The sequence below is a fragment of the Pyramidobacter sp. C12-8 genome (assembly GCF_002007215.1).
Classification (GTDB): Bacteria; Synergistota; Synergistia; order Synergistales; family Dethiosulfovibrionaceae; genus Pyramidobacter.
In genome coordinates, this window is the sequence record NZ_MUHX01000004.1 from 25,122 (window position 1) to 48,308 (window position 23,187).

Annotated in this window: 20 protein-coding genes and 1 tRNA gene; 2 read left to right on the forward strand and 19 right to left on the reverse strand. The window is 60.3% G+C overall.

From position 1 onward, the window contains the following. Positions 1 to 12: 12 nt before the first annotated feature. The 15 genes from B0D78_RS02130 to B0D78_RS02200 all read right to left on the reverse strand — a co-directional run bounded on the left by B0D78_RS02130 (position 13) and on the right by B0D78_RS02200 (position 14,919). Positions 13 to 1,425 carry a V-type ATP synthase subunit B gene (locus B0D78_RS02130; protein ID WP_078015341.1) on the reverse strand — a complete coding sequence of 471 codons (1,413 nt, stop codon included), beginning with the start codon at positions 1,423 to 1,425 and terminating at the stop codon, positions 13 to 15. Further along, on the reverse strand, positions 1,425 to 3,209 hold the full coding sequence (locus tag B0D78_RS02135; RefSeq protein ID WP_078015342.1) for a V-type ATP synthase subunit A: 1,785 nt from the start codon (positions 3,207 to 3,209) through the stop codon (positions 1,425 to 1,427). The genes B0D78_RS02130 and B0D78_RS02135 overlap by 1 nt, the downstream gene beginning before the upstream one ends. 24 nt (positions 3,210 to 3,233) lie before the next feature. After that, positions 3,234 to 3,542, reverse strand: coding sequence for a V-type ATP synthase subunit F (locus B0D78_RS02140; RefSeq protein ID WP_240496093.1), 309 nt, complete (start codon positions 3,540 to 3,542; stop codon positions 3,234 to 3,236). A gap of 16 nt (positions 3,543 to 3,558) precedes the next feature. Continuing rightward, on the reverse strand, positions 3,559 to 4,572 hold the full coding sequence (locus B0D78_RS02145; RefSeq protein ID WP_078015444.1) for a V-type ATPase subunit: 1,014 nt from the start codon (positions 4,570 to 4,572) through the stop codon (positions 3,559 to 3,561). Positions 4,573 to 4,584: 12 nt separating this feature from the next. Continuing rightward, on the reverse strand, positions 4,585 to 5,169 hold the full coding sequence (locus tag B0D78_RS02150) for a V-type ATP synthase subunit E (protein WP_078015344.1): 585 nt from the start codon (positions 5,167 to 5,169) through the stop codon (positions 4,585 to 4,587). A gap of 14 nt (positions 5,170 to 5,183) precedes the next feature. After that, positions 5,184 to 5,660 carry a V-type ATP synthase subunit K gene (locus B0D78_RS02155; RefSeq protein WP_009165698.1) on the reverse strand — a complete coding sequence of 159 codons (477 nt, stop codon included), beginning with the start codon at positions 5,658 to 5,660 and terminating at the stop codon, positions 5,184 to 5,186. A gap of 49 nt (positions 5,661 to 5,709) precedes the next feature. Further along, entirely contained in the window at positions 5,710 to 7,719 is a 2,010-nt protein-coding gene (locus B0D78_RS02160) for a V-type ATP synthase subunit I (RefSeq protein WP_078015345.1), read from the reverse strand. Continuing rightward, on the reverse strand, positions 7,700 to 8,032 hold the full coding sequence (locus tag B0D78_RS02165; RefSeq protein WP_078015346.1) for a cell envelope biogenesis protein TolA: 333 nt from the start codon (positions 8,030 to 8,032) through the stop codon (positions 7,700 to 7,702). The genes B0D78_RS02160 and B0D78_RS02165 overlap by 20 nt, the downstream gene beginning before the upstream one ends. Positions 8,033 to 8,770: 738 nt before the next feature. Further along, positions 8,771 to 8,846, reverse strand: a tRNA-Gly gene (locus B0D78_RS02170). A gap of 92 nt (positions 8,847 to 8,938) precedes the next feature. After that, positions 8,939 to 10,063 (reverse strand): aldo/keto reductase, encoded by a 1,125-nt coding sequence (locus tag B0D78_RS02175; RefSeq protein WP_078015347.1) that lies wholly within the window; start codon positions 10,061 to 10,063, stop codon positions 8,939 to 8,941. 369 nt (positions 10,064 to 10,432) lie between these two features. Then, positions 10,433 to 12,067: a hydroxylamine reductase gene (gene hcp / locus B0D78_RS02180; protein ID WP_078015348.1), complete on the reverse strand. Its 1,635-nt coding sequence runs from the start codon at positions 12,065 to 12,067 to the stop codon at positions 10,433 to 10,435. A gap of 2 nt (positions 12,068 to 12,069) precedes the next feature. Continuing rightward, a complete protein-coding gene (locus B0D78_RS13535) occupies positions 12,070 to 12,255 on the reverse strand; it encodes a ferredoxin (RefSeq protein ID WP_078015349.1) in 186 nt (61 codons plus the stop codon). Positions 12,256 to 12,304: 49 nt separating this feature from the next. Continuing rightward, positions 12,305 to 13,510: a flavodoxin domain-containing protein gene (locus tag B0D78_RS02190; RefSeq protein WP_078015350.1), complete on the reverse strand. Its 1,206-nt coding sequence runs from the start codon at positions 13,508 to 13,510 to the stop codon at positions 12,305 to 12,307. A gap of 47 nt (positions 13,511 to 13,557) precedes the next feature. Further along, positions 13,558 to 14,109, reverse strand: coding sequence for a hypothetical protein (locus B0D78_RS02195; RefSeq protein ID WP_240496094.1), 552 nt, complete (start codon positions 14,107 to 14,109; stop codon positions 13,558 to 13,560). A 156-nt stretch (positions 14,110 to 14,265) separates the two neighbouring features. After that, positions 14,266 to 14,919: a cupin domain-containing protein gene (locus B0D78_RS02200; protein ID WP_078015351.1), complete on the reverse strand. Its 654-nt coding sequence runs from the start codon at positions 14,917 to 14,919 to the stop codon at positions 14,266 to 14,268. A gap of 286 nt (positions 14,920 to 15,205) precedes the next feature. On the opposite strand from B0D78_RS02200, the gene B0D78_RS02205 reads away from it, so the two are divergent. Together B0D78_RS02205 and B0D78_RS02210 are read left to right on the forward strand one after the other, a co-directional pair. Then, complete coding sequence (locus tag B0D78_RS02205) at positions 15,206 to 15,718, forward strand: ferritin (RefSeq protein ID WP_078015352.1); 513 nt, start codon at positions 15,206 to 15,208, stop codon at positions 15,716 to 15,718. Between the two features lie 33 nt (positions 15,719 to 15,751). Beyond that, positions 15,752 to 16,300: an NADPH-dependent FMN reductase gene (locus tag B0D78_RS02210; RefSeq protein WP_078015353.1), complete on the forward strand. Its 549-nt coding sequence runs from the start codon at positions 15,752 to 15,754 to the stop codon at positions 16,298 to 16,300. A 274-nt stretch (positions 16,301 to 16,574) separates the two neighbouring features. Here B0D78_RS02210 and B0D78_RS02215 read toward each other — a convergent pair whose 3' ends face one another. From B0D78_RS02215 to B0D78_RS02230, 4 genes are all read right to left on the reverse strand, one after another. After that, the gene (locus B0D78_RS02215; protein WP_078015354.1) at positions 16,575 to 17,174 is read right to left on the reverse strand and encodes a DUF3298 domain-containing protein; all 600 of its coding nucleotides are present in this window, start codon (positions 17,172 to 17,174) and stop codon (positions 16,575 to 16,577) included. Positions 17,175 to 17,401: 227 nt separating this feature from the next. Continuing rightward, positions 17,402 to 20,728: a glycosyltransferase gene (locus B0D78_RS02220; RefSeq protein WP_168169965.1), complete on the reverse strand. Its 3,327-nt coding sequence runs from the start codon at positions 20,726 to 20,728 to the stop codon at positions 17,402 to 17,404. A 287-nt stretch (positions 20,729 to 21,015) separates the two neighbouring features. Beyond that, positions 21,016 to 21,924, reverse strand: coding sequence for a radical SAM protein (locus B0D78_RS02225; protein ID WP_078015356.1), 909 nt, complete (start codon positions 21,922 to 21,924; stop codon positions 21,016 to 21,018). 68 nt (positions 21,925 to 21,992) lie between these two features. Beyond that, a complete protein-coding gene (locus B0D78_RS02230) occupies positions 21,993 to 23,186 on the reverse strand; it encodes a phosphoglycerate kinase (RefSeq protein ID WP_143521681.1) in 1,194 nt (397 codons plus the stop codon). Position 23,187 lies beyond the last annotated feature (1 nt).

Consider the following 23,187-nt stretch of genomic DNA (forward strand, 5'->3'; position numbering starts at 1 on the left):
GATCCCCCTCCCTTACGCCTTTTCCTCTGGGTTTTCTTGTTCCTTCAGCGGCATCAGGTATTTCTGGATGTACTTGTCCTTGACGCGTTTCAGTTCCTTGACGGGAACCATGTTCAGGAGTTTCCAGCCCAGTCCGAGGGTCGTCTCGACGGTGCGGTTTTCGTACTCGCCCTGACGGACGTACTCGTCCTCGAAGCGCGAGGCAAACGTGGCGAACGCCTTGTCGTCTTCGCTCAGAGCGCCTTCGCCGAGGATGACGGCCAGTTCCTTGGCTTCCTTGCCGCGGGCGTAGGCGGCGAAGAGCTGGTTCATCAGGTCGGCGTGATCCTCGCGCGTCTTGCCTTCGCCGATGCCCTTGTCCTTCAGGCGCGACAGCGACGGCATCACGTCCACGGGCGGATAGATGCCGGTGCGGTGCAGGTTGCGGCTGAGGATGATCTGCCCCTCGGTAATGTAGCCGGTGAGGTCGGGGATGGGGTGGGTCTTGTCGTCTTCGGGCATGGTGAGGATGGGCACCTGGGTGATGGAGCCGGTGCTGCCCTTGACGCGGCCGGCGCGCTCGTACATGGTGGCGAGGTCGGTGTAGAGGTAGCCGGGATAGCCGCGGCGGCCGGGAACTTCCTTGCGGGCGGCGGAGATCTCGCGCAGGGCCTCGCAGTAGTTCGTCAAGTCGGTGAGGATGACGAGGACGTGCATGTTCTTCTCGAACGCCAGATACTCGGCGGCGGTCAGCGCCAGCTTGGGCGTGTAAATGCGCTCGACGGCGGGGTCGTTGGCGAGGTTGACGTACATGACGGTGCGGTCGAGGGCGCCGGTCTTGCGGAAGTCTTCCATGAAGAAGGCGGCTTCCTCGAAGGTGATGCCCATGGCGGCGAACACGACGGCGAACTTCTCGCTGCCGCCGCCGATGACGTTCGCCTGACGGGCCAGCTGGGCGGCCATGCGGTTGTGAGGCAGTCCGGAAGCGGAGAAAATGGGCAGCTTCTGGCCGCGGACCATGGGGTTCATGCCGTCGATGGTGCTGATGCCGGCCTGGATGAACTCGTCGGGATAATCGCGCGAGTAGGGATTCATGGCCAGTCCGTTCACGTCGATGTTTTTCTCGGCGATGATGGGCGCGCCGCCGTCGATGGGATCGCCGCGGCCGTTGAAGACGCGGCCGAGCATGTCTTCGGAGACGGGCAGTTCCAGCGATTTGCCGAGGAAGGTCACGGAGGCGGTGTCGACGTCGAGGCCGTCGGTGCCCTCGAAAACCTGCACGACGGCGCGGCCGGAATCGGTCTCCAGCACTTTGCCGCGGCGGCGGGAGCCGTCGGGCAGCGCGACTTCGACCAGAGAATCGTAGGGAACTTCCTTGACGCTCTCGACGACCAGAAGGGGGCCCGCAAGGCTGCTTACGGTTCTGTATTCAACTGGCAGGTTCATTATTTATCGCCTCCTGACGCGAGAAGCTGGGCAATTTCGTCTCTCATTTCGCCTTCGAGCGCGTCGATCTTTTCGAGTTCCTGCTCGCCGACCAGCCCCATGCGGGCGATCTTCTCGCGCACGGGCAGGTTGAAGAGCTTGTTCATCTCGGCGCCGCTCTGCAAAGCTTCCAGTCCGGCGTGATGGAACTTGAGGATCGTCGAAAGCATCCTGAACTGTTTTTCCATCGACGTGTACGTGTCCACGTCGCTGAAGGCGTTCTGGTGCAGGAAGTCCTCGCGCAGCGACTTGGCCGTTTCCATGGTCATGCGCTCGTTGCGCGACAGGGCGTCCATGCCGACCAGCTGTACGATCTCCTTCAGCGAGGACTCCTCTTCGAGCAGCGTCATGGCCTCGACGCGCGTGGGCGTCCACTCGGCGTCGAACTTGGCGTCCCAATACTCGTCAAGCTTCTTCGTGTACAGCGAGTAACTGTTCAGCCAGTTGATGGCCGGGAAGTGGCGCTGATAGGCCAGATTGGCGTCCAGTCCCCAGAAGACCTTGGTCACGCGCAGCGTGTTCTGCGTAACGGGTTCGGAAAGGTCGCCGCCGGGAGGCGAAACGGCCCCGATGACGGAAACCGATCCCTCGCGGCCGTCGCCGCCCAGGCAGATCGCGCGGCCGGCGCGCTCGTAGAACGAGGCCAGACGCGTGCCCAGATAGGCGGGATAGCCTTCTTCGCCGGGCATTTCTTCCAGACGGCCGGACATCTCGCGCAGGGCTTCGGCCCAGCGGCTGGTGGAATCGGCCATCAGCGCCACGGAATAACCCATGTCGCGATAGTACTCGGCGATGGAAATCCCCGTGTAAACGCTGGCTTCGCGGGCCGCGACCGGCATGTTTGACGTGTTCGCGATCAGCACGGTACGCTTCATCAGCGGCTGGCCGGAACGGGGATCCTTCAGCTCGGGGAACTCGCGCAGAACGTCGGTCATCTCGTTGCCGCGCTCGCCGCAGCCGATGTAAACGACGATCTGGGCTTCGGCCCACTTGGCAAGCTGGTGCTGGATGACCGTCTTGCCCGAGCCGAACGGGCCGGGCACGCAGGCCGTGCCGCCCATGGCGATGGGGAAGAACGTGTCGACGACGCGCTGGCCGGTCGTCAGCGGCGTGACGGGCGGCAGCTTCTTGGCGACGGGGCGGCCGCGGCGCACGGGCCAGCGACGCAGCATGGAAACGCCATGTTTCTCCTTGCCGTCGTCGATCACGGCGATCACGGCGTCGACGTTGAACTCGCCGGACTCGACGGAGACGACCTTGCCGCTGATCCCGTTGGGGACCATGATGCGGTGCTCCACAAGAACGGTCTCTTGGACGACGCCAAGGACGTCGCCCTCGCTCACTTCGTCGCCAACGGAAACTCTCGGCTCGAACTGCCAGAGTTTCTCGTGATCGAGCGCTGAAACGCTGATGCCTCTGGCGATGAAGACGCTCTTCGACGCTTCTTCGATCGCCTTCAGAGGACGCTGAATGCCGTCATAGAACTGTTCGATAAGACCGGGGCCCAGTTCAACGCTCAGGGGTTCGCCGGTGCCCACAGCGGGCTCGCCGGGACGGAGACCTGACGTCTCCTCGTAGACCTGGATCGAGGCGAGATCACCGTTGAGTTCGATGATTTCCCCGACCAGGCCGATGTCGCCGACGCGCGCCACTTCGTACATGCTCGCGCCGGTCATCCCCTTCGCGACGACCAGAGGTCCGGATATACGTTCGATCGTGCCTTTTACATTTTTATCCGTGGCCAAAACAATCGCCTCCAGGTGAATTCACTATTTCTCTGCGAAAATATCCATGCCGACCGCCCGTTCGACGCTGCTGCGCACCGCGCTCAGCCCCACGCCGATGGATCCGCGGATCCCGGGGATGGGAATGATGCTGGCCGCGTATTCCTGAACGAGCCGGTCGATCAGAGAAGCCTGAGCGACGAACTGCCGCTCTTCGACGAAGATCACGCCGTAGTCTTCGCGGGCCAGACGGCTCACGGTCTCGGCAATCTCTTCGTCGCTCTCGACGGGAAAGGGGCGCACGCCGACGGCCTGAAAGGGAAGCACGGTGTCGTAGCTCCCAACAGCCGCCATTTTCTTTCTTCCGGCATCAGCGGACATCGCGCAGCAACCCCCTTATGGCGTCCTTCTCGACTCCGTTGGCGACGGAAACGAGCACCACCCGCAAGTTTTTGGCTTCTATTTCCTTGGTCCAGAGGTAACGGACCACGTTGCCCGGTTCGAACGCGCCGAAACGGCTCTTGGCGATCGCGCCGGTGATGAAATTGTCCAATTCCTTCTCGTACTGCACGAGAAGGCTGTTGAAGCTTTCTCCTTCCGAAAAAGGAGCCAACAGCGCGCCGATGTCGGCGAAAGCCAGCAGGCGCCCCCAGTTTTCCACCGGTTCGGTCACAAGCGGCGTCAGCCGGTTGATCGGAAGCGAGCCGCCTTCGTGAAGGAAAGACGCGGCCGTTCCATGATCCATGTCGATGCGCGAAAGGCGCAGGAGCGTTTTCAGGTTCTCGCCGTCGATGCGGCAGCGAACCCAGTTTTCCACCCGCTCCATGCCGAGCTTTGCGGCGACTTCCCGCAGCGCTTTGAAATACACGCCGTCGAGGATCTTCTCCGCCGCAAGAGCGTTGTGCGTCTGCTCCCATGCCGCAAGGGCTTCGGGGATCGCCTGGTTGAATCCGTACGGAAGCTCCCAGTACTCCTCTCCTTCGATGGCCAGGATCAGCTTATCCGTGTCGATGTTGCCGAGAGAAGTGAGCAGATCGAGACGGCGTTTTTCCCCCCGAACCGTCAGGAACTGGCTTTTCAGCAGCGTTTTGACGTTGTGCACGTCGTAGACCAGACGCAGCAGACTGACCAGCTCACGGTCGGGAACGAACGCCCCGATTTCCGTATAGCTGTGGTGAAGTTCCGCCTCGATCGCCCGGTCGAATTCCAACGGCGATTTCAGCTCCATCAGCCAAGCCGAATAGGGAGTTTCTCCGAGAACTTTTACAGCCCCCTCCAGCGTGTCGCAGTCGATCATCCTCTGGAGGACTGACTCGTCAAGCAGACGGTTCTCAAGCGCCCTCAGACGCGCTACAGCGTAACCATACCGCTCCTTCGGGGCCATGATCACACCACCCTACTCCGCGTCAAACAGCCGTTTGACGACGTCGGACTCCAGTTCGTCCTTGAGCCAGTGGATCAGGGTTTCCAAGGAACAGTTCGTGCTGATCCTACCCTTGCGAAGGATAAAGCCGCCTTTGACGTCCGCTTTCTCGGCGGAAAGCGTCAGCTTTTTGTCCCGGGAAGCGTTGTATTTGTCGAGCCAGGTCTGATCGATGCGCTTCTCGCCGGCAGCCACGAGCAGTTCCTCGTCGCCGCTGCTGACCGCCTGATCGAGAAGCTTTTCCATGAACGCAAGATATTTGTCGCCGGCCAGCTTGCAGAGGCGCGCCAGCGCGCCGTCGAAACTACGGCCGATCAGCTCCTGCTTGGCGCCGAGACGGAGCTTTTTCACGTCCAGATTCGCGATGATCTGGGCACGGCGGCGCACTTCGGGAGCTTCGGCGGCGTACAGGCCGTCGTAATACTTCTTGCTTTTGGAAATTTCGGCGTCGGCGTCCGCGTTCAGAACGTCGGCCTGCTTTCGGGCCTCGTCGAGCAGTTTCGCGGCCTCACTGGCCGCGTCCTGTTCGATTTTCTTCCTGATGTCAGCGAGTGCCATGGTTCGAACCAGGCTTACAGGCTGATGCCGTTCATCAAAAGGATGCTGACGAGGAGGGCAAGCACCGCGTACGTCTCGACCATAGCCGGAAGGATAACGGCCTTGCCGGCTTCGCCGGGCTGCTTGGCGATCATCTGGATGCAGGCGGCCGAAGTTTTTCCCTGCGAAATGGCCGAGATCCAGCCGCCCAAGGCGATAGGCAGGCAGGCGAACATGACGGCCAGACCGTGCACCCAGTCGCAGGGAACGGCGGAACCGCCGACCAGCCCGACCTTCAGCATGGCGAAGAAGGCGATCAGCAGGCCGTAAATGCCCTGCGTTCCGGGCAGAGCCTGCAGCATCAGCACAAGACCGAACTTGCCGGGATCTTCAGTCATCACGCCGGCGCCGACTTCACCGGCGATACCGACGCCAATAGCCGAACCGATGCCCGCCATACCGGCGGCCAAAGCCGCGCCAAGCACAACAAAAGCGATACCAAGATAATCCATTAAACGACACTCCCCTCAAAGTTTGGGTAATTTTCAACCGGCGCAGGAGCTAGGCTTCCTTGCGGCCAGTCACGTTGACATAGTTCGATCTGTAGCAGAAGGGATCGAAAGCCGTCCCGCCGCTGTTGTAGAACTTGCCGAAGAACTCCACGTACTGCAGTCGCAGCGGGTGCACGAACGCGCCCAGAATGTTGATCACCATGCTGAAAACGTGCCCGCCGAAGAAGATCAGCAGCGCCAGGATCCAGCCCACGTAAGCCGTGCCGCCGCAGAGCTTGGACATCAGGTTGATGATCATCGCCACGGCGCCGCCGACCAGACCGAGGGCCAGCAGGCGGCTGTAGCTGAGCACGTCGCCCAGATAGCTGGTGACGTTGTACAGGCTCAGCACGCCGGAAACGAACTTGCCGATCAGACCTTTCTTCTCGCGCCCCTGCGTCAGGATCAGAATCAGGGCGCCGGCAATCGCCATATTTTTACCCAGCGGCTCGACTCCGGGCGCCGCAAAGGCGCCGACGCCGAAGATCAGCAGCCCCGTCAGGAGCACCAGCCAGCCGCCCTGATCGGCGCAGGCGGCGAACCAGCGACCGTCCCTGATATTGGCGTAAGCGGCAAGCAAAATGCCGTAGTAGATGTGGACGATGCCCAACGCCAGCGAAATACCCAACAGCAGCATGGGATCCTTCATGGGTTCGAGCAGCGTCACCAGATTCTTCACCGGACGCAGGAACCCCAGGAAGGGGAAGGCGTCGATCATGTCGCCCATCCAGCTGCCCGTCACCGCGCCGAAAAGGATCGTGGCGATGCCGCAATACTTCACGAGGGTCAGGGCCCTCTTGATGCCGTCGGGCATTTTCCGATACTTTTTGAGGAAGTACGCGGCGATGGCCGTGATCACGATGCCGTAGCCGGCGTCGGCGTAGCACATGCCGAAGAACAGCAGGAAAAACGGCATCATCGGAAACGACGGATCGACCGAACCGTACACGGGCGCGCCGTACAGCATGGTCAGCATCTCGAACGGTTTCGCGCAGTCCCTGTTCTCCAGCACGATGGGCGGATCGTCGTTTTCCGCCGGTTCCGAAAGCTGCAGATCGACGTCCTTTTCGTACGGGACGAGGATTTGTTCCAGTTCCACGGCTTTGCTGTCGGGGACCCAGCCCCGCAACAGGACGACCTGCTCGGTACGCTCGCTCTCCTCCTCGGCGTCCTGGCGCCTTTTCATGATCGTCAGGTAATCGCCAAGGCGGCGGATCTCGTCCATATGAGCGTCGGTAAAAGTCTGAAGCCAGTTGACGAAATACTTCTCTTCCTGCCCGAGAGCGGCCAGCCGGTCCGAAAGTTTTTTCCGTTCTTCGGCGACGGTTCCCGTCAGGGAAGAAGGCAGATCGATCTTTGTGACGCTGTGTTTCAGGCAAAGCTCCGCAAGCCGGTCCTCGAGCGCGCGCAAATAAAACACGCTGCCCCAGGCGGGATCGCGGCTTCCCTTCGGAGGGATCGAGACGGAACACTCCGCGTCGGCGCCAAAAGCCTCCTCCACCGCGTCTTTCCATTCCAGCAGGTTCTCAGCGCGTCCGGCGCCCAAGAATCCGGCCACCATCCGGCTGCCTTCCGTGATCATGGAGAGGGGCGGTTCAAAAGCGCCCAGACCCGACAAAGTCTGCTGCAAAGTTTTGATCTGCTGCACGTCGGACCGCAGCTCCGTCAGACGGCGCTCGCGCTTGCGGACTTCCGCCGCCAGATCGCCGGCGTCAACTTTTTCGGCCAAGGCGGCCAGTTTTTCCACGCTGACGTCGTCGCGCTCGCCCAGCATCCGCCCCAGCGTCCCGACGGGATCCTTATAGTACGGCGCAAGGTAGCGGACGAGGTAATTCACGTCGTTCAAAGCGGCCGCATAATCCCGGCCGTTTCGCGCCGGACGGGCGGAAGACTCTTCGGCAGCGTTCCTCTCAGCAGCGAAAATCTCAGTGATCCCCCGCTCCTGAAGCACCGACAGCACCTCTTCGACGGCCGTTCGGTGCACGTACAGTTCGATTTTTTTAACGCGAGCAACGGCCATATTGAGACACCACCTCTTCGGCCAGCCATTGAGCCGTTTTCTTTACCGCATCTTCATGAGACTCTACGAACTGCCGAGCCTCGGTCTTGCCCTGTTCCACCGTCCGAGCGGCGTTTTCCGCCGCTTCCGCTTCCACCTGAGCAAGGCGGGAGCGGTACTCGCGGAAATGAGCCTGTTTGGCCTCTTTTACACGAAGGGCAGCTGAGTTGCGAGTCCTGATAACCAGATCCTGAGCTTCCGCTTTGGCGTCGGCCACTTTTTGAGCCGCCGCCGCTTCGACGCTCCTGATCTCGTCGGTCAGATTGGTAGACATGCGTTCACCTCCTTCGTTTTTCAGTCACAAAACACTGCAAAATATCGCAGTCATTGCCGAAATTAAACGGACCGCCGTGCCCCGTAAAGCACCGCGGCCTGCCGGAAAAACGGTGCCGCCGTCGCGTTCTCGCGGGACACGACAAGATGCAGGGGCCGTGCAGTGCATTCACGCAGGCCCAAGCTCTTATAATTTTAGATTTTCATGCATGATGTGTCAATAATCACAAATTTAGAATTGAAAGGTTTTCATATTCAAATTTCATGGAAAAAGCCGGAGCTTTATAACCTTTGAGTAATAAGTAATGATTTGCTCAATTAGTTCATTCACCAATAACATAGATCTCAAAAACAATGATCATCATTTAAAATGAATTTTCATGTTTTTGCGCCATCCGCAATTCATTCTCTTTCTTGCTTGGTCGAAACGCTGAACAACGAGAACATCCAAGGGAAGCCGCAAAGCGAGTCACGCAGATTGCGCAGCCGCCGAGAGAGTCCTGAGCGCAGGACTCCTTCGGGACGCCGAACGCTCACAGTCAAGCCGTTTTATCGAAAACCAGCATCGACTTTTCGAATGCCGCCGTCTTTCTCCGGCGACCGGCCTCGCTTTTCGAAATGCGGCGTCCACTTTTCAGGAGACACGACGATTTCGACCGCAAGGTACACAAAAGAGAGCGAGGGCTCTTTTTCAAAAGCCCCTGCTCTCTTTTGTTCGTTCAGCCGTTCTCTTTAAAATTGGAGCGGGTGACGAGGCTCGAACCCGCGACCCTCAGCTTGGGAAGCTGATGCTCTACCAACTGAGCTACACCCGCAAAACGTGGTTATTATACGCTAAAGCGCCGACGTTCGCAAGATGGCGATCCCGAGCAGTTTTTCCGCAGAAGACGCGCCCCACCCCCAGACATCAGGCCATGTGAAAAGCTTCCGCGACCTTCGCGAGATTGTCGCGGATCTTGATGTGCTGCGGGCAGACCCGCTCGCAGCTGCCGCATTGAACGCATTCGGTGGCACGGGCTTTGCCGTGGCGTTCCACGAGCCATTTTTCCTGGCCTTCGGCGTAATTGTAGTTGCCGTAGATGTTCAATAGATTCAGCGCCGTGAAGGAACCGGAAATGCCGATGTTTTTCGGGCACACTTCCGCGCAGTAGTTGCAGCTTGTGCAAGGGATCATCGGCAAGGCGTCCAGCGTTTCCCGGGCTTTGGCGACGACGCGCTGCTCGGCTTCCGTCAGCGGATTGAAATCCGTCATATAGGAAAGATTGTCCTTCATCTGCTCCACGCTGCTCATACCGGACAGCACGGCGATCACGCTGTCCAGGCTGGCGGCGAAGCGGATGGCCCACGAAGCGCAGGAAGCTTGGGCGTCGGCGTTTTTGAACACGCGCTCGACGGCTTCCGGCGGGCTGGCCAAAAGGCCGCCCTTGACGGGCTCCATGATGACGACGGGCTTCCCGTGTTTTCTGGCCGTTTCGTAACAGGCCCGCGACTGAATACGAGGATTTTCCCAATCGGCGTAGTTGATCTGCAGCTGCACGAATTCCGCTTCGGGATGGGCTTGCAAAATGGCGTCCAGTTCCTCCGGCGTGGAATGGAAGGAGAAGCCGACGTGCCTGATCTTTCCTTCCGCTTTCTTCTCCTGCACGAAGTTCCACATGTCGAAGTCGTCGAAGAAATGGGTCCTGCCCTCGCCGAGGTTGTGCAGCAGATAGAAATCGAAATAACCGGCGCCGGTCCGTTTCAGCGACGTTTCGAACTGGCCGACGGCGTCTTCCCGGCTTTGGCAGTTGATCCACGCGGCGTTTTTCGTGGCGAGCGTGAACTTTTCGCGCGGGTAACGCTCGACGAGCGCCTGACGGATCGCGTCTTCCGAGCCGGGATAGGCCCAGGCCGTATCGAAATACGTGAAGCCGGCCGCCATAAAGAGATCAACCATCCCTTTTACCTGTTCAACGTCGATAATCTCGCCGTTTTTCGGCAGCCGCATCAGCCCGAATCCAAGTTTTTTCGCGCTCAGTTTGATTTCCGACATGTTGCCCCCTCCTTGTCGATCTTGTTTTTCCTCATTTTGAACTCCCCCACCAATCCCAATGGCCCGCCTGGTCTCCCCTTGGCCGTGAAACGCGCATGAAAGCCCACCGGGGACCGCCCTGCGGGGTCTTTTTTCAAACAGAGAAACTCGTTCTGTTTATATTATTCTACTCTCTTCCCCCTCAAGAAGAAACCTCAAGTGCACTCTCATTCGTCTTTCATTGAAAGTCGAAGATCGCCATTTTCGACAATCAGCGGCGCAAGAGAAAAGCCGGCGCGATCCTCATCCTGCCTCAGATGATTTTCGCGCCGGCTTTTCATGGAATAAGGGCCTGCGTCCTGTGTCCGACCTTACTCCGCTTTTCGCTTTCTAACCGAAGAACAGCTTCAGATCGTCGTCCACCGTGCCGATGCCCGCGATGCCGAAGTTCTTGACCAGCACGCCGGCCACGTTCGGCGACAGGAACGCCGGGAGCGTCGGCCCCAGATGGATGTTCTTGACGCCCAGGTACAGCAGCGCCAGCAGGACGATGACGGCTTTCTGCTCGTACCAGGCGATGTTGAACGCCAGCGGCAGGTCGTTGATGTCGTTCAGCCCGAAGATCTCCTTCAGCTTCAGGGCGATCAGCGCCAGCGAATAGGAATCGTTGCACTGGCCGGCGTCCAGAATTCTCGGGATGCCGCCGATGTCTCCCAGGTCCAGCTTGTTGTATTTGTACTTGGCGCATCCGGCGGTCAGGATCACCACGTCCTTGGGAAGCTTTCGGGCAAATTCCGCGTAGTACTCTCTGGACTTCATCCGTCCGTCGCAGCCCGCCATGACCACAAACTTCCTGATCGCGCCGGATTTGACCGCGTCCACGACTTTATCGGCAAGCGCGAACACCTGTTCGTGCGCGAAGCCGCCGACGATGCTGCCCGTTTCGATCTCCTCAGGCGGAGGGCACTTTTTCGCCTGTTCGATGAGCGCCGAAAAGTCCTTGGTCTCGCCGTAGGCGCCGCCGATGTGTCTGCAGCCGGGAACGCCCGTGGCGCCGGTCGTCCAGAGACGGTCTTTGTAACTGTCCGCGGGCGGCACGACGCAGTTCGTCGTCATCAGAACGGGGCCGCGGAACTTCTCGAACTCCTCTTTCTGTTTCCACCAGGCGTTGCCGTAGTTGCCGGCAAAGTGCGGGTATTTCTTGAACGCGGGATAGTAATGGGCGGGAAGCATCTCGGAGTGCGTGTACACGTCCACGCCCGTCCCCGCCGTCTGTTCCAGCAGCATTTCGAGATCTCTCAGATCGTGCCCGGAGATCAGGATGCCGGGATTTTTCCGCACGCCGATGTCGACCGCCGTGATCTCCGGATGGCCGTAAGCCTCGGTGTTGGCCTTGTCGAGAAGCGCCATGCCGTCGACGCTGTACTTTCCGGTCTCGAGGGTCAGCGCCACAAGGTCGTTCACCGTCAGGCTGTCGTCGAGCGTCTTGGCCAGCGCGCGCTGGATGAAGGCGTCCACGTCCTCGTTGTCCTGCAGGAGCGCGTTCGCGTGCTTGGAATAGGCCGCCAGTCCCTTGAGGCCGTACGTGATCAGCTCCCGCAGGCTGCGAACGTCTTCGTTCTCGGTGGCGAGCACGCCGACTTCGGCGGCCTGAGCGTCGAATTCGCCGACGTCGCCGTCCCACAGCGCCGCTTGAGGCAGCCCCGACACGTCTCCCGTCTGACTCAGGAGCTTCCGCTTCACGGCCAGCGTCTCCCGGATTTTTTCGATGATCGCCTGGCGGTCGAAGTTCGCGTTCGTGATCGTCACGAAGAGGTTCATCGTCACGAGATGGTTCACCTCTTTGTCGATGCGCCACCCCTCGCGGCGAAGCCGGTCCGCGACGCAGGAGAGCCCTTTCGTCACGTAGATCAGAAGGTCCTGCATGGCCGCCACGTCGGGTTTCTTCCCGCACACGCCGGAAACGGTGCACCCCTTTCCCCCCGCGGTTTCCTGACACTGGTAGCAGAACATTTTACGCTCCATCGTCAGACCTCCTCGATCGCGCCGACCGGACAGCCCTCGCGCGCTTCCGCCGCGCTGTCGCGGTTCTCTTCCGCAACTTCTTCCGCGATCGCCGCGGCGACGCCTGCGTCGGTCATGGAAAAGACCTCCGGACAGGTCGACGCGCACAGCCCGCAGCCGATGCAGCTCTCATTCACAACATATTTCATTTTCGGATCCCCCTTTTCGTTTTTTCCCCGCGGTACTTCGAAATCCCTTTTACGCCGGCGCCGCCGATCCCCCAAGAAGTTTCTCCGCCAAAGCGGGAATGGCGGCGAAATCTTCCTCTCCGGGATTCCAAAGAGAACGCACGTTTTCATCGATCACGTCGAAGCCGGCGTCTTTCAGGCGTTCCCGCAGAACTTCGACGGACTCGCCGCTCCAGCCGTAGCACCCGAAGGCCGCGGCCTTCTTGTTCCTGAACTTCAGCTGTTTGAGAAATTCCAGCCATCCCGCCACGCTCGAAAGGATGCCGCCCGATACCGTCGGAGAGCCGACGGCGATGGCTTTCGAGCGGAAGACCTCCGTCATGACCTCGTTCTTGTCCGCCTTCGCGATGTTGAAGACTTTCACCACGGTATCGGGGCTCTGCCGGTGGATTTCGTCCGCGATCCTGCGGGCGATCTTCGCGGTGCCCTCCCACATGGTGTCGTATGCGACCGTGATCTGATCTTCCCGATACGCGTTCGCCCATTTCGCGTATTTCGCGACGATCTGCAGCGGATCCCGGCGCCAGATCGCGCCGTGGGAAGGGGCGATCATCTCGATCGGAAGGTTCAGCGTGCCGATCTCTTCCAGCTTTTTGGTCAGGATCGCCGCAAAAGGATTGAGGATGTTGGCGAAGTACTTCATGGATTCCTTGTCCAACAGGCACTGATCCGCCTTGTCGTTGAACAGTTCCTCCACCGCATAATGCTGGCCGAACGCGTCGTTGGAAAAGAGGATGTTGTCGCCGGTCAGGTAGGTGCCCATGGAGTCCGGCCAATGGAGCATGCGCATCTCCACGAAGATCAGCTTCTTATCGTTGCCGATATCGACGCTGTCGCCGGTCTTCACCACGCGGAAGTTCCAGCCGCGCGCGCCGTACTGCCCTTCGATGCTCTTGACCGCATTGGCCGTACAGTAGATGGGCGTGTCCGGGATCTCATCCATCAGCGCCGTCAGCGAGCCGGAATGATCGCACTCGCCGTGGTTGGCGACGATAAAATCGATCTTCTTCAGGTCGACTTCTTTTTTCAGGTTCTCGACGAAATCGAAGCGGTGCGGCGTCCATACGGTATCGATCAGGACCGTCTTCTCCTCTTCGACCAGATAGGCATTCTGGCTGGAACCGTTCACGATGGAGTAATCGTCCCCGTGAAAGCTCTCCAGCTCCCAGTCGACGTGCCCCACCCAGCTTACGTTGTTTTTGACGTGTTTTCTCACCGCGCGTCTCCTTTCCTCAAAAAAGGGCTTTACCCGCAAAAAAACGCTTACACGACGCCGATCTCGGGATTCTTCTCGCCGAACTTCTCTTTCAGCGCGCGGCAGATCTCGCTCCGTTCTTTGCCCTGCTTTTCCTGCGTCTTGATCAGTTTGTAGGCCTGAAACAGCGGCGACGGGCCGATCTCGGAGCTGAAAAAACCGATGCCCTGGTTCCACGCCAGCAGCTCGAAGACGTCGTCCAGCGCCGCCGAGTCGAGGCCGTGCGCGTAGGCTTTGACCAGCTCGCGGGCGGCCTGCCGCATCCTTCCGGCGCCTGCCGCGTTGGCGAGCGACAGGAGCAGCCGCGTCTCGTACGGCAGCGTCCGCCTGGGGCTCTGCCAGGTGGTCTCCCAGAAGTCCACGGCGATCTTGCCGAGCTTCTCGTCGATCATCGGATAATTCAGGAGCGCCAGAGGCCGAAACGGCGCTCCTTCGCCCTCTTTTTTCTCCGTGCGGCAGAAAAACACGTGGAACTCCGTTTCGGCGGTCTGCTCCGTGTGATGTTCGAAACCGATATTCTCCAAAGCCGCGTACAGCGGATGCGGTTCGAACGTCTGCACAATCTCCAGCCCCTCGCCACTTCGAGCTTGGCCGCCGCCTGGATCAGACCGGCGGCGAAATTTCCCTGCAGGTGCCGCACGTCCACTTTGCGGAAGCCGTTCGTCTTGTCCCGCCACGTTTCGTAGCTCATCTTCGTCCTCCTCCGGCGGCGTTTCTCACTTCAAGGTCAAAAGCAGCGCCATCTTGAACTTGCCGTTCGCCGTGACGCTGTGCAGACCGCCTGTGGCGAAGCGGAAATTTTCGCCGGCCTCGATCGGGTGATCCTGCCCCTCGTAGCCGATCACGCCTTTGCCTTCCAGCGCGAAGATCAGCGCGTCGCCCGGCGCGCGGTGCGGCGAAAGGCCGGTGCCCTCGTCGAAGGCCATGACCACGAACTTGAATCCCTCGTTGGAGACCACGTCCACGTTGACGACGCTGTCCTTTTCATACGGCGCCAGCTCCGCCAGTTTGAACACTTCGCCCGTTTTGACCGCTTCGTTCATCTGCAATTCTCCTTTCGCAATCACTTCCGTGTAAACGAATCCTTCCCGCGCCGCGATCCCGCAGAGCGTGTCTCTGGGCACGATCAGCGCTTCGCCTTCGCCGAGTTCGACCTCTTTTCCGCCCGCCCCGGCGCCGAGCGCAAAACGTCCCGTGCCGCCGGCGCCGATGCAGAGCGTCTCCGTCGGATAGCTCTCGGCGCTGATGTCGGTTTCCCTGCCCAGCGAAAAGTACGAAATTCTCGTTTCCGCCCGAAGGCCCGACACAGTGGAGATCGTCATGCCGTCTCTGGGCGGATGCTCTTCGGCGATGGAAAACGCTCGATTCATCACGTTCAGCCTCCTCGCGGCCAATTTTTTTCCCTTTCTGTCCGTAATGTATCATGAACGGCTCGGCATGTATGTTGTTATAACAACGAAAGTCCCCCTCTCCGTCAAAAACCGCGACGCCAGCAGGCGCGCCGATCCCCGTCGAAAACGACGGATCGTTCGGCCGGCTCGGCACGCCGCGGCGTCTTGCGATGTTGCAAACTCCGACAAAGATGCTATACTTAACATGCCGCGGGGATCGCGGCGTTCTTTCGAATCGCTTCAAAATTTCAAGGGGGAAAATATCATGTTGGATGCAAAAGTCAAAGAACTGATCAACACACAGGTCAACAAAGAATTCTACTCGGCGTATCTGTATCTGGATTTCGCCAACTACTATTACGATCAGGGGCTCGACGGCTTCGCTCACTGGTACGACGTGCAGGCGCAGGAAGAGCGCGACCACGCCATGCTGATGCGGACCTACCTTCAGAACAACGGCGAGCTCGTCACCTTCTCCGAGATCGCCAAGCCCGACAAGGTGTACAAAAAACTCGACGACCCGCTCAAGTTCGCGCTGGAGCACGAGCAGTACGTCACCAGCCTGATCAACAAAATATACAAGGCCGCCAGCGACGTCAACGACTACCGCACGATGCAGTGCTTCGACTGGTTCGTCAAGGAACAGGGCGAAGAGGAAAAGAACGCCGAAGACCTGATCAAAAAGTTCTCGCTCTTCGGTTCCGATCCCAAGGGTCTGTACGCGCTGAACCAGGAGCTCCTCGCCCGCGTTTATGCCGCGCCTTCGTTGACGCTGTAATTTTTCCGACGGAACGGCCGCAGGAGGGACTTCATGCGCAGCATTCTGCTCGTTATCGGTTCGCTGAGAAAAAACTCTTTCAACCGCCAGCTGGCTCAGGTGATCTCTTCCGAACTGGCAGGGAAAGCCGACGTTTCCACGCTGCGGTTCGACGACATCCCCTACATGAACCAGGACATCGAATGGCCCGCGCCCGAGGCGGTGCGCCGCGTCCGCGAGACGGTCGCGGCCGCGGACGGCGTGTGGATCGTCACGCCGGAATACAACTTCAATTTTCCCGGCCTGCTCAAGAACCTGCTCGACTGGCTTTCGCGCCCGACGGTGCAGGGCGATTACAAGAGCGCCGCGACGTACAAGAAAAAGGTCACGATCAGCGGCGCCGGCGGCAAGAACGCCACGGCCAACTCGCGCGCGCGGCTGACCGAGCTGCTCGAGTTCATGCGCGCGGAAGTCATGCCCGGCGGCGGCACGGGCGTCGCCGTGAACATGGACGCCTTCAAGACCGACAAGGTCGTCTTCACCGAAGAACAGCTCCGTCTCCTGCACGAACAAGCCGAGGCGTTCCTGGCGTTTTTGGGATAGTCTCCGCTGGTGAATCTTCGTTGCAGAGGTCGTTCAATCATTGATTGGCAATGGACGCGAAAAGGGCTTCCCCGCTCGAGGGGAAAGCCCTTTTTTGTAAACGAAAACCACCGGCACGGCCGGCGGCGACGATTCGGCGGTACCGGCAAAAAGCGGCAAATTTTCCATTCCTCCGGCGCCGCCCGAACGCAAAAACCCCGCCGCGGGCGCAATTCTGTGAAGAGACAGAACCGCGCCCGCGGCGGGGTTGCGTTATCCGTTTTTCACGCCGCGATCAACGACGTTTCGAGATCACGCGCGTCGCGCCTTCGGAATAAGGAGCCAGATCGCCCTGCTGATAGATCACGGCGACCGTCTTGGCGTCGGCAAGATAGAACTCGTCGCTCAGCTTTTCGGGAACGAACTCGGGGTTGAAAGCGATCGCCTTGCCTTCCTGATCGTAAAGTTTCCAAGCGCCCTTTTTCAGGTTCTTGACAAGAGAATTCACGCTCTTGACGCGGACAAAAGCGCTCAGCGGCACGCGCTCGCCCGTGACCTTGCTGTACACCACGCCGTGCTCAAAGTTCTCGGGATTGGCCGCGCCCCGCTCCATGACCGACGCGCTCATGACGAGAGAGACGTACTTTTTGTCCTCGAACTTCGCGGCGTAGCTCATGGACACGTCGTTCTGAGCGTCGTACTTCGCTTTCATGCCGTCAACGTAAGCGGCGATATCCTTGTTGATCATCTCCTGGACTTTCGCGTTTTCCACGTGCACCGCGGGGTACACCAGCTTCAGTCCGAAACCGTCGGCCTGCACCGCGTCGACGACCTGAGCCTGAGCGGCGAAGGGAAGGGCGGCCACAGCCAAAAGAGCCAAAATCGCTTTTTTCATTTCAAAATTTCCTCCGGATCTTGATTTTGTGATCTGTGAAATTCCTTCACACCGCCGGCAATTGTAACAGATCGCCAATCCCCGCTTCAAGCGCTCCGGCGCAAGATTGGAGATTCCTACACCCTTGCGCGGCTAAAGACAATTCGGCGGCGTCTCCCGAGCAAACGTTCCCGCTCTTTCTTCGTTGCACGCGGTTCGACTGCCCGCCATTCGCGGGAAGGCTTCGGTCATTTTTTCAGGCCCAGATGCCGCAGAGCCCGGCGCAGAGTGTGCGCCAATCCGTGATCGCGCCAGCAGCGAACGCCGCCGCGCGCTTTGCGCGGCGCCCAGGTGAGGATGCGGCCGAGGCGGAAGGAAACGCTGCGCTGGAGATCATGTATCACTTTTTCTTTCGTCCGCAGCTGGTTGCGCGCCGTCTCCGCCTCACGTTCGGCTGTCTGGCGCTGTGATGTTTCTTTTTGCAACTGTGAGCGTGCCGACGACAGTTCCTTTTCGGCTGCCTGGCGCTGCGTTGTTTCCTTTTGCAGCTGTGAACGCGCCGCCGACAGCTCTTTCTCGGCTGCCTGACGCCGCGACGCTTCCTGCGCGGCGAGGCTCCGGTCTTTTTCGAGCTTCGCGCAGCGCGCGTTCACGTTCCGAAGCTGGAGTTCGAGTCCGTCCAGGCGGCGACAGCGCGCGAACAGATACTCGCTTTCGTCTTCGTACTGCAGCAGGCGCGTCACGTAATCCAGATTCGTCGGATTGTAAAAATAGCCGCGATCGCGCCGGTCAAGCTCCATCAGTTCGTTGGCCTGCGCTTTCAGCTCGCGCAGGATCCTGAACACGCTGTCGAGCGTACCGACCATGCGCAGATTGTAAGCGCAGCGATCCAGCGTGCTGTTGATGAAGCTCTGCTTCACCTGCGGCCAGCATTCCGACGCGGCCAGATTTCGCTTCCACAGTTTCGTCGCCTCCCAAAAGGCCAGCGGCGATTCGTCCTTGGTGTGTTCGAGGCTGCGCGGATTGTTGACGCGGCGCCGGTACCCGGGAGCGTCGTACGCGATAATCCGCGAGGCTTCGCCCAGCGCCGTATAAACAAAGACGATATCTTCCGCGCGCGACAGCGCCGGAAAGCGGAGCTGAAGGGAGTCGATAAAATCGCGACGGAACAGCTTGCCGCCCGGACCGCCGTCGTAAAAATTGAAAATATACTGCGGCACGTCGCGCCAGCAAAACACGGGCAGGTCGCGCGGCAGCAGGTTCAGCCGCAACGAAGACGGTTCGGCGGTCGCCGCTTCGCCGCCCTGCCAGCGGTACGTTCCTCCCACGACGACGTCCGCCCGAGTCGAGCGCGCCCGGTCGGTCATCTTCAGCAGATAATCGGCGTCGAACGCGTCGTCGGAGTCAAGGAACGTCACGTATTCGCCCCGCGCCGCGTCCAGCGCTAGGTTACGCGCCACGCCGGCGCCGGCATGTTCCTGCGTCATCACGACGATCCGGCCGTCGCGCGCGGCGTATTCGCGCAGGATATTGGGCGTGTCGTCCGTCGAACCGTCGTCGACGCACAGCAGCTCGAACGAAGTCAGCGACTGCCTCAGCACGCTCTCCACCGCTTCGCACAGATACCTCTGCGCGTTGAAGACGGGCATGACGACCGTGACGAGCGGGCGCGCCTCCGCGGCGATGCCGTGCCGTCCCTCAAAGCGCGGCGGCAGACACAGATTTTTCAGCGTCCAGAAATGCTCCTTGTACGCAAACGCCGCGATAAAATCTTCGCCGACGTCGTCTGCGTCGAGGCACCAGACGAACTCTTTGATGCGTTCGTGGAGGGCGTAAACGTCTTTTCCCCGTTCCAGCCGACGGAAATATTCTTCGAAAACGCGATTGAGCCCCCACTGGCAAACCAGGCGCGCCGTTGCCTGCGGCAGTGTGGCCGCCAACTCGCGAATCGCGGCATACGAGACAATCTGCCGTTCGAAGGACGGCGATTCCGCTTCGGCAGCAAGGTGCTCGGCGACGGGAATGTCGGTGATCATCAGACGCTGCGCCGCAGTCAGACAGCCCACGGAGAAGCTGCGTTCGCCGCCGTCCGGCAGCGGCGAAAACGCAAGGCCGTTTTGGCGCACGAACTCGGTTCGGTACAGCCCGTAGAAAGAAACGGCCGTCTCGAGCAGCTCGCGCGGCGCTTCGGCAAAGGTCGCGGCCGTCCACAGTTTCGGGCAGTCGCGGTAGCTCCACGGCGCCGGCAGCTCCGTTTCGCCGCGGCGCGCGTCCTTCAGGCGCACCGCCCCTTTGACCAAATCCAGTTTGTTTTTCACAGCCGCATCGTACAGCCGCCGCAAACTGTCGGGCAGCAGCCTGTCCCCGGCGTCGAGAAAGATCGCGTACTCGCCCGCGGCCGCTTCGAGCCCCGCGTTGCGCGCCGCTCCCGCCGTCAGACCGGGCAACGCAGCGATCCTGACGCGTTCGCTCCGTCCGGCGCATTCACGCAGAAGCGCCGACGGCGCGCCGCTTTCGGCGCAGATGATCTCGATTTCAGTCAGCGATTGGGCGAGTACGCTGTCGAGAGTCCAGCACAGATCGCTTTCTTCGCCGCAGACAGAAATGATCACGGAGACCTTCGCCGCCCCCCGAGGCAACGCTTTATCGGCGAGAAAAAGCCTGAAACGCAAGCGCTCCTCTATCGGCAATTGCTCAACCCGTGCCCGTTCCTGCGGCAACAGCGTCGAGAATCGTTTGGCGCCGGTACGCCGAATCGACGCGACGATATCGCGCGCGGCTTTGGCGGCGCTTTCCGCAAGAGCCCGCTGCGAAAGCAGCTTGCGTATTTCTTCCCAGACGACGAAGCAAGACCAGACGTCGGCAATTTTCACCGGGCTGGTCATGATGGAATTTTTGCGGATACGGTGCAGATAAAGGATCTGCGGCAGGTGAGCGGCGCGCTTCGCTTCCAACATCACCATAAAGGAAAAGAGCTCGTCTTCGTGGACGATGCCCTCGTAAAAGCGAATGCCGCCGCTCCGCAGGAAATCCCGCCTGATCATCTGCATCCACACGACGGGCACGTAGTCGCCGTTGGCGCGCATCGCGCCAAGCAGCTCTTCGCCGACGACGACGGCCGGGTACTCGCGGACGCGACGGTAGTACTCGCGCGTGCGCTCGACCTCGGCTTCATAGGCGGGTTCGTCGGCGAAACACTCCGCGTTGAAATACAGGACGTCCAGCCGGCCGGCTTCCATGCGTTCATACAAAGCCTGCAGCGCCTCGGGCTTGAGAACGTCGTCGCCGTCCATGAAGAAGACGTACGGAGCGCGGGCGGCATCAAGCCCGCGGTTGCGCGCGGCCGACGGTCCGGCGTTTTCCTGCGACAGCACCGAAATGCGCGGCTCCTCGGCGGCCCAGCGCATCAGCACGTCCAACGAAGCGTCGGTCGAGCCGTCGTTGACGCAGATCACTTCCAGTTGCGTCAACGACTGACGCAAAACGCTCCGCAGCATGTCTTCGAGATATTCTTCCACATTGTACACGGGGACGACGACGCTCACGAGCGGATGTCCGGCCTGATTCTGTTTCATGACGACACAGGAAGATTTTTGCTTATCCATAAGCGGTTTCATCGCCACGACCTCTCTGTCGAAAAATGAAAAGGCGCCGCCGAAAGAGCGAGTACGGCGCTTGATGCAGCCGTACTCGCTCTTTCGGCGGCGCGGCACCTTTGGAAGCAAAACATATTATAGAAATAATAATAACATCGTTCTCAACATTATGTCAACGCCGCGCCGTTTTTTTACCCGCCATCGCAAAATAACGCAGCGGCAGGAAGAAGACGCGGTGAACCGCGCCGTTCTTCCTGCCGCTGCGTTTACGTTTCTTCATCGCGGGCGACGTTGCGCCCGTCGAAGACGGGGATGAATTTTTCCATCGCCGTGTGGCCGCGCTGGATAAAACAGTTTTCCATGCCGAGCTTTTCGGCGTGGTCCAGCACCTTGTCGTACTCGCAGGTCATCAGGCGGCGGTTCAGCTCGGGGCAGCAAGCCGCCTGCGGCATGGGCGTGAACTGGTTCATCAGGCTCACGCAGATGTCCGAACCAAAGGTATTCCACAGATAATCCAGCACTCTGAAACTGTCGCGGGAGTGTCCCGGCAGAATCAGATGCCGCACCAGCACGCCGCGGGTCATCAGCCCGTCTTTCATCACGAACGGCCCCGTGATCTCGAACATCTTCTCGATCGACGCCGAAGCGTATCGAAAATAATCCGGAGCGTTGGAGTATCGCCGCGCCAAAGAATCGGCGCAGTATTTCAGATCGGGCAGGAACACGTCCACGGAACCGCGCAGCGCTTCGATCGTCTCCGGCAGCTCGTAGCCGCCGCAGTTGTACACGACCGGCAGGATAAATCCATGCCGTTTGGCCCGATCGAGCGCCGCGAGGATCTGCGGCACGTAGTGCGTCGGCGTCACCAGATCGAGCGAGGCGGCGCCGCGCCGCTGCTGTTCGAGAAAGATTTCGGCCAGGCGTTCCACGCTCACGTCGACGCCTTTTCCCCGGTGGCTGACGTCGTAGTTCTGGCAGAAGACGCACTTCATGGTGCAGTGGGAGAAAAAAACCGTTCCGGCGCCGTTTTCGCCCGTCAGGCACGGTTCTTCCCAGCGGTGCAGCGACACCAGCGCCACGCGCGCCAGTTCGCCGGCGCCGCACCAGCCTTTTTGCCCGTTTTGCCTGTCCGCGCCGCAACGGCGCGGGCATAGGTCACATGAACACAGATCCATCGTCGCGCTTCCCCCACATACAAAAATCGCCCCGGGAACCTTTTCCCGGGGCGATTGTACTCTCCAAATTATTCGATTTCAAGCGCGGCGATGCCGGGCAGGCTTTTGCCCTCGCAGTATTCGAGGCTGGCGCCGCCGCCGGTGGACACGTGGGACATCGCGTCTTTGAGGCCGAATTTCTTCACGGCCGAGGCGGTGTCGCCGCCGCCAACCACGGTGAACGCGCCCGTGGCGGTCGCCGCCGCCATCGCCTCGGCCACGGCGCGGCTGCCGGCGGCGAACGGTTTGTTCTCGAACACGCCCATGGGGCCGTTCCAGAGCACCGTTTTGGCTTTCGCTATTTCAGCCGCAAACGCTTTGGCCGTCTCCGGGCCGATGTCCAGTCCCATCAGACCGTCGGGCACCGACGACGCGGGAACCACGGAACAGCGCGCTTCGTCGCCGATCTCCGCGGCCGCGATCACATCCGTCGGCAGCAAAATCTTCACGCCCTTCGCCGCGGCGCGCACCAGCACGTCTTTGGCAAAATCCACGTGCTCGGCGTCGTACAGCGATCTGCCGATCGTTCCGCCCTGCACGGACAGGAAGGTGAAGGCCATGCCGCCGCCGATCAGGATCGTGTCGGCCGTGTCGAGCATGCGTTCGATCACGCCGATCTTGTCGGAGACTTTCGCGCCGCCCAGCACCAGCACATACGGTTTTTCCGGATCGGACTTGACGCGCTCGAGCGCTTCCACCTCGCGGGCGATCAAAAAGCCGGCGTAGGCGGGCAGCACGCGGGCGACGCCTTCGGTGGTGCAGTCGCCGCGGTGCGAAGCGCTGAAAGCGTCCATGACGAACAGGTCGAACGGTTTGGCCAGCATCTTGCTGAACTCGGGATCGTTCTTCTGCTCCTCGGCGTGAAAGCGCGAGTTCTCCAGCAGCAACAATTCGCCGGGCTTCTGCGCCGCGACGGCCGCTTCGACCTCGGGACCGACGCACTCGGGAACGAAACGCACCGGATGCCCCAGCCCCTTTTCCGCGTCTTCGCGGATCTGCCCCAGCGACATCTCCGGCACGACCTGCCCTTTGGGACGCCCGAAGTGCGAGATCATCGTCACCCGCGCGCCGCCGGCCAGCAGCGCGTCGATCGTCTTTTTATGAGCGACGATGCGGGAGTTGTCTTTGACTTTGCCGTCTTTGAACGGCACGTTGAAATCGACGCGGATCAGAACTTTTTTGCCCTCCAGGGGCGCTTCGGAAATTCCGCGCAGTCTCAGCATT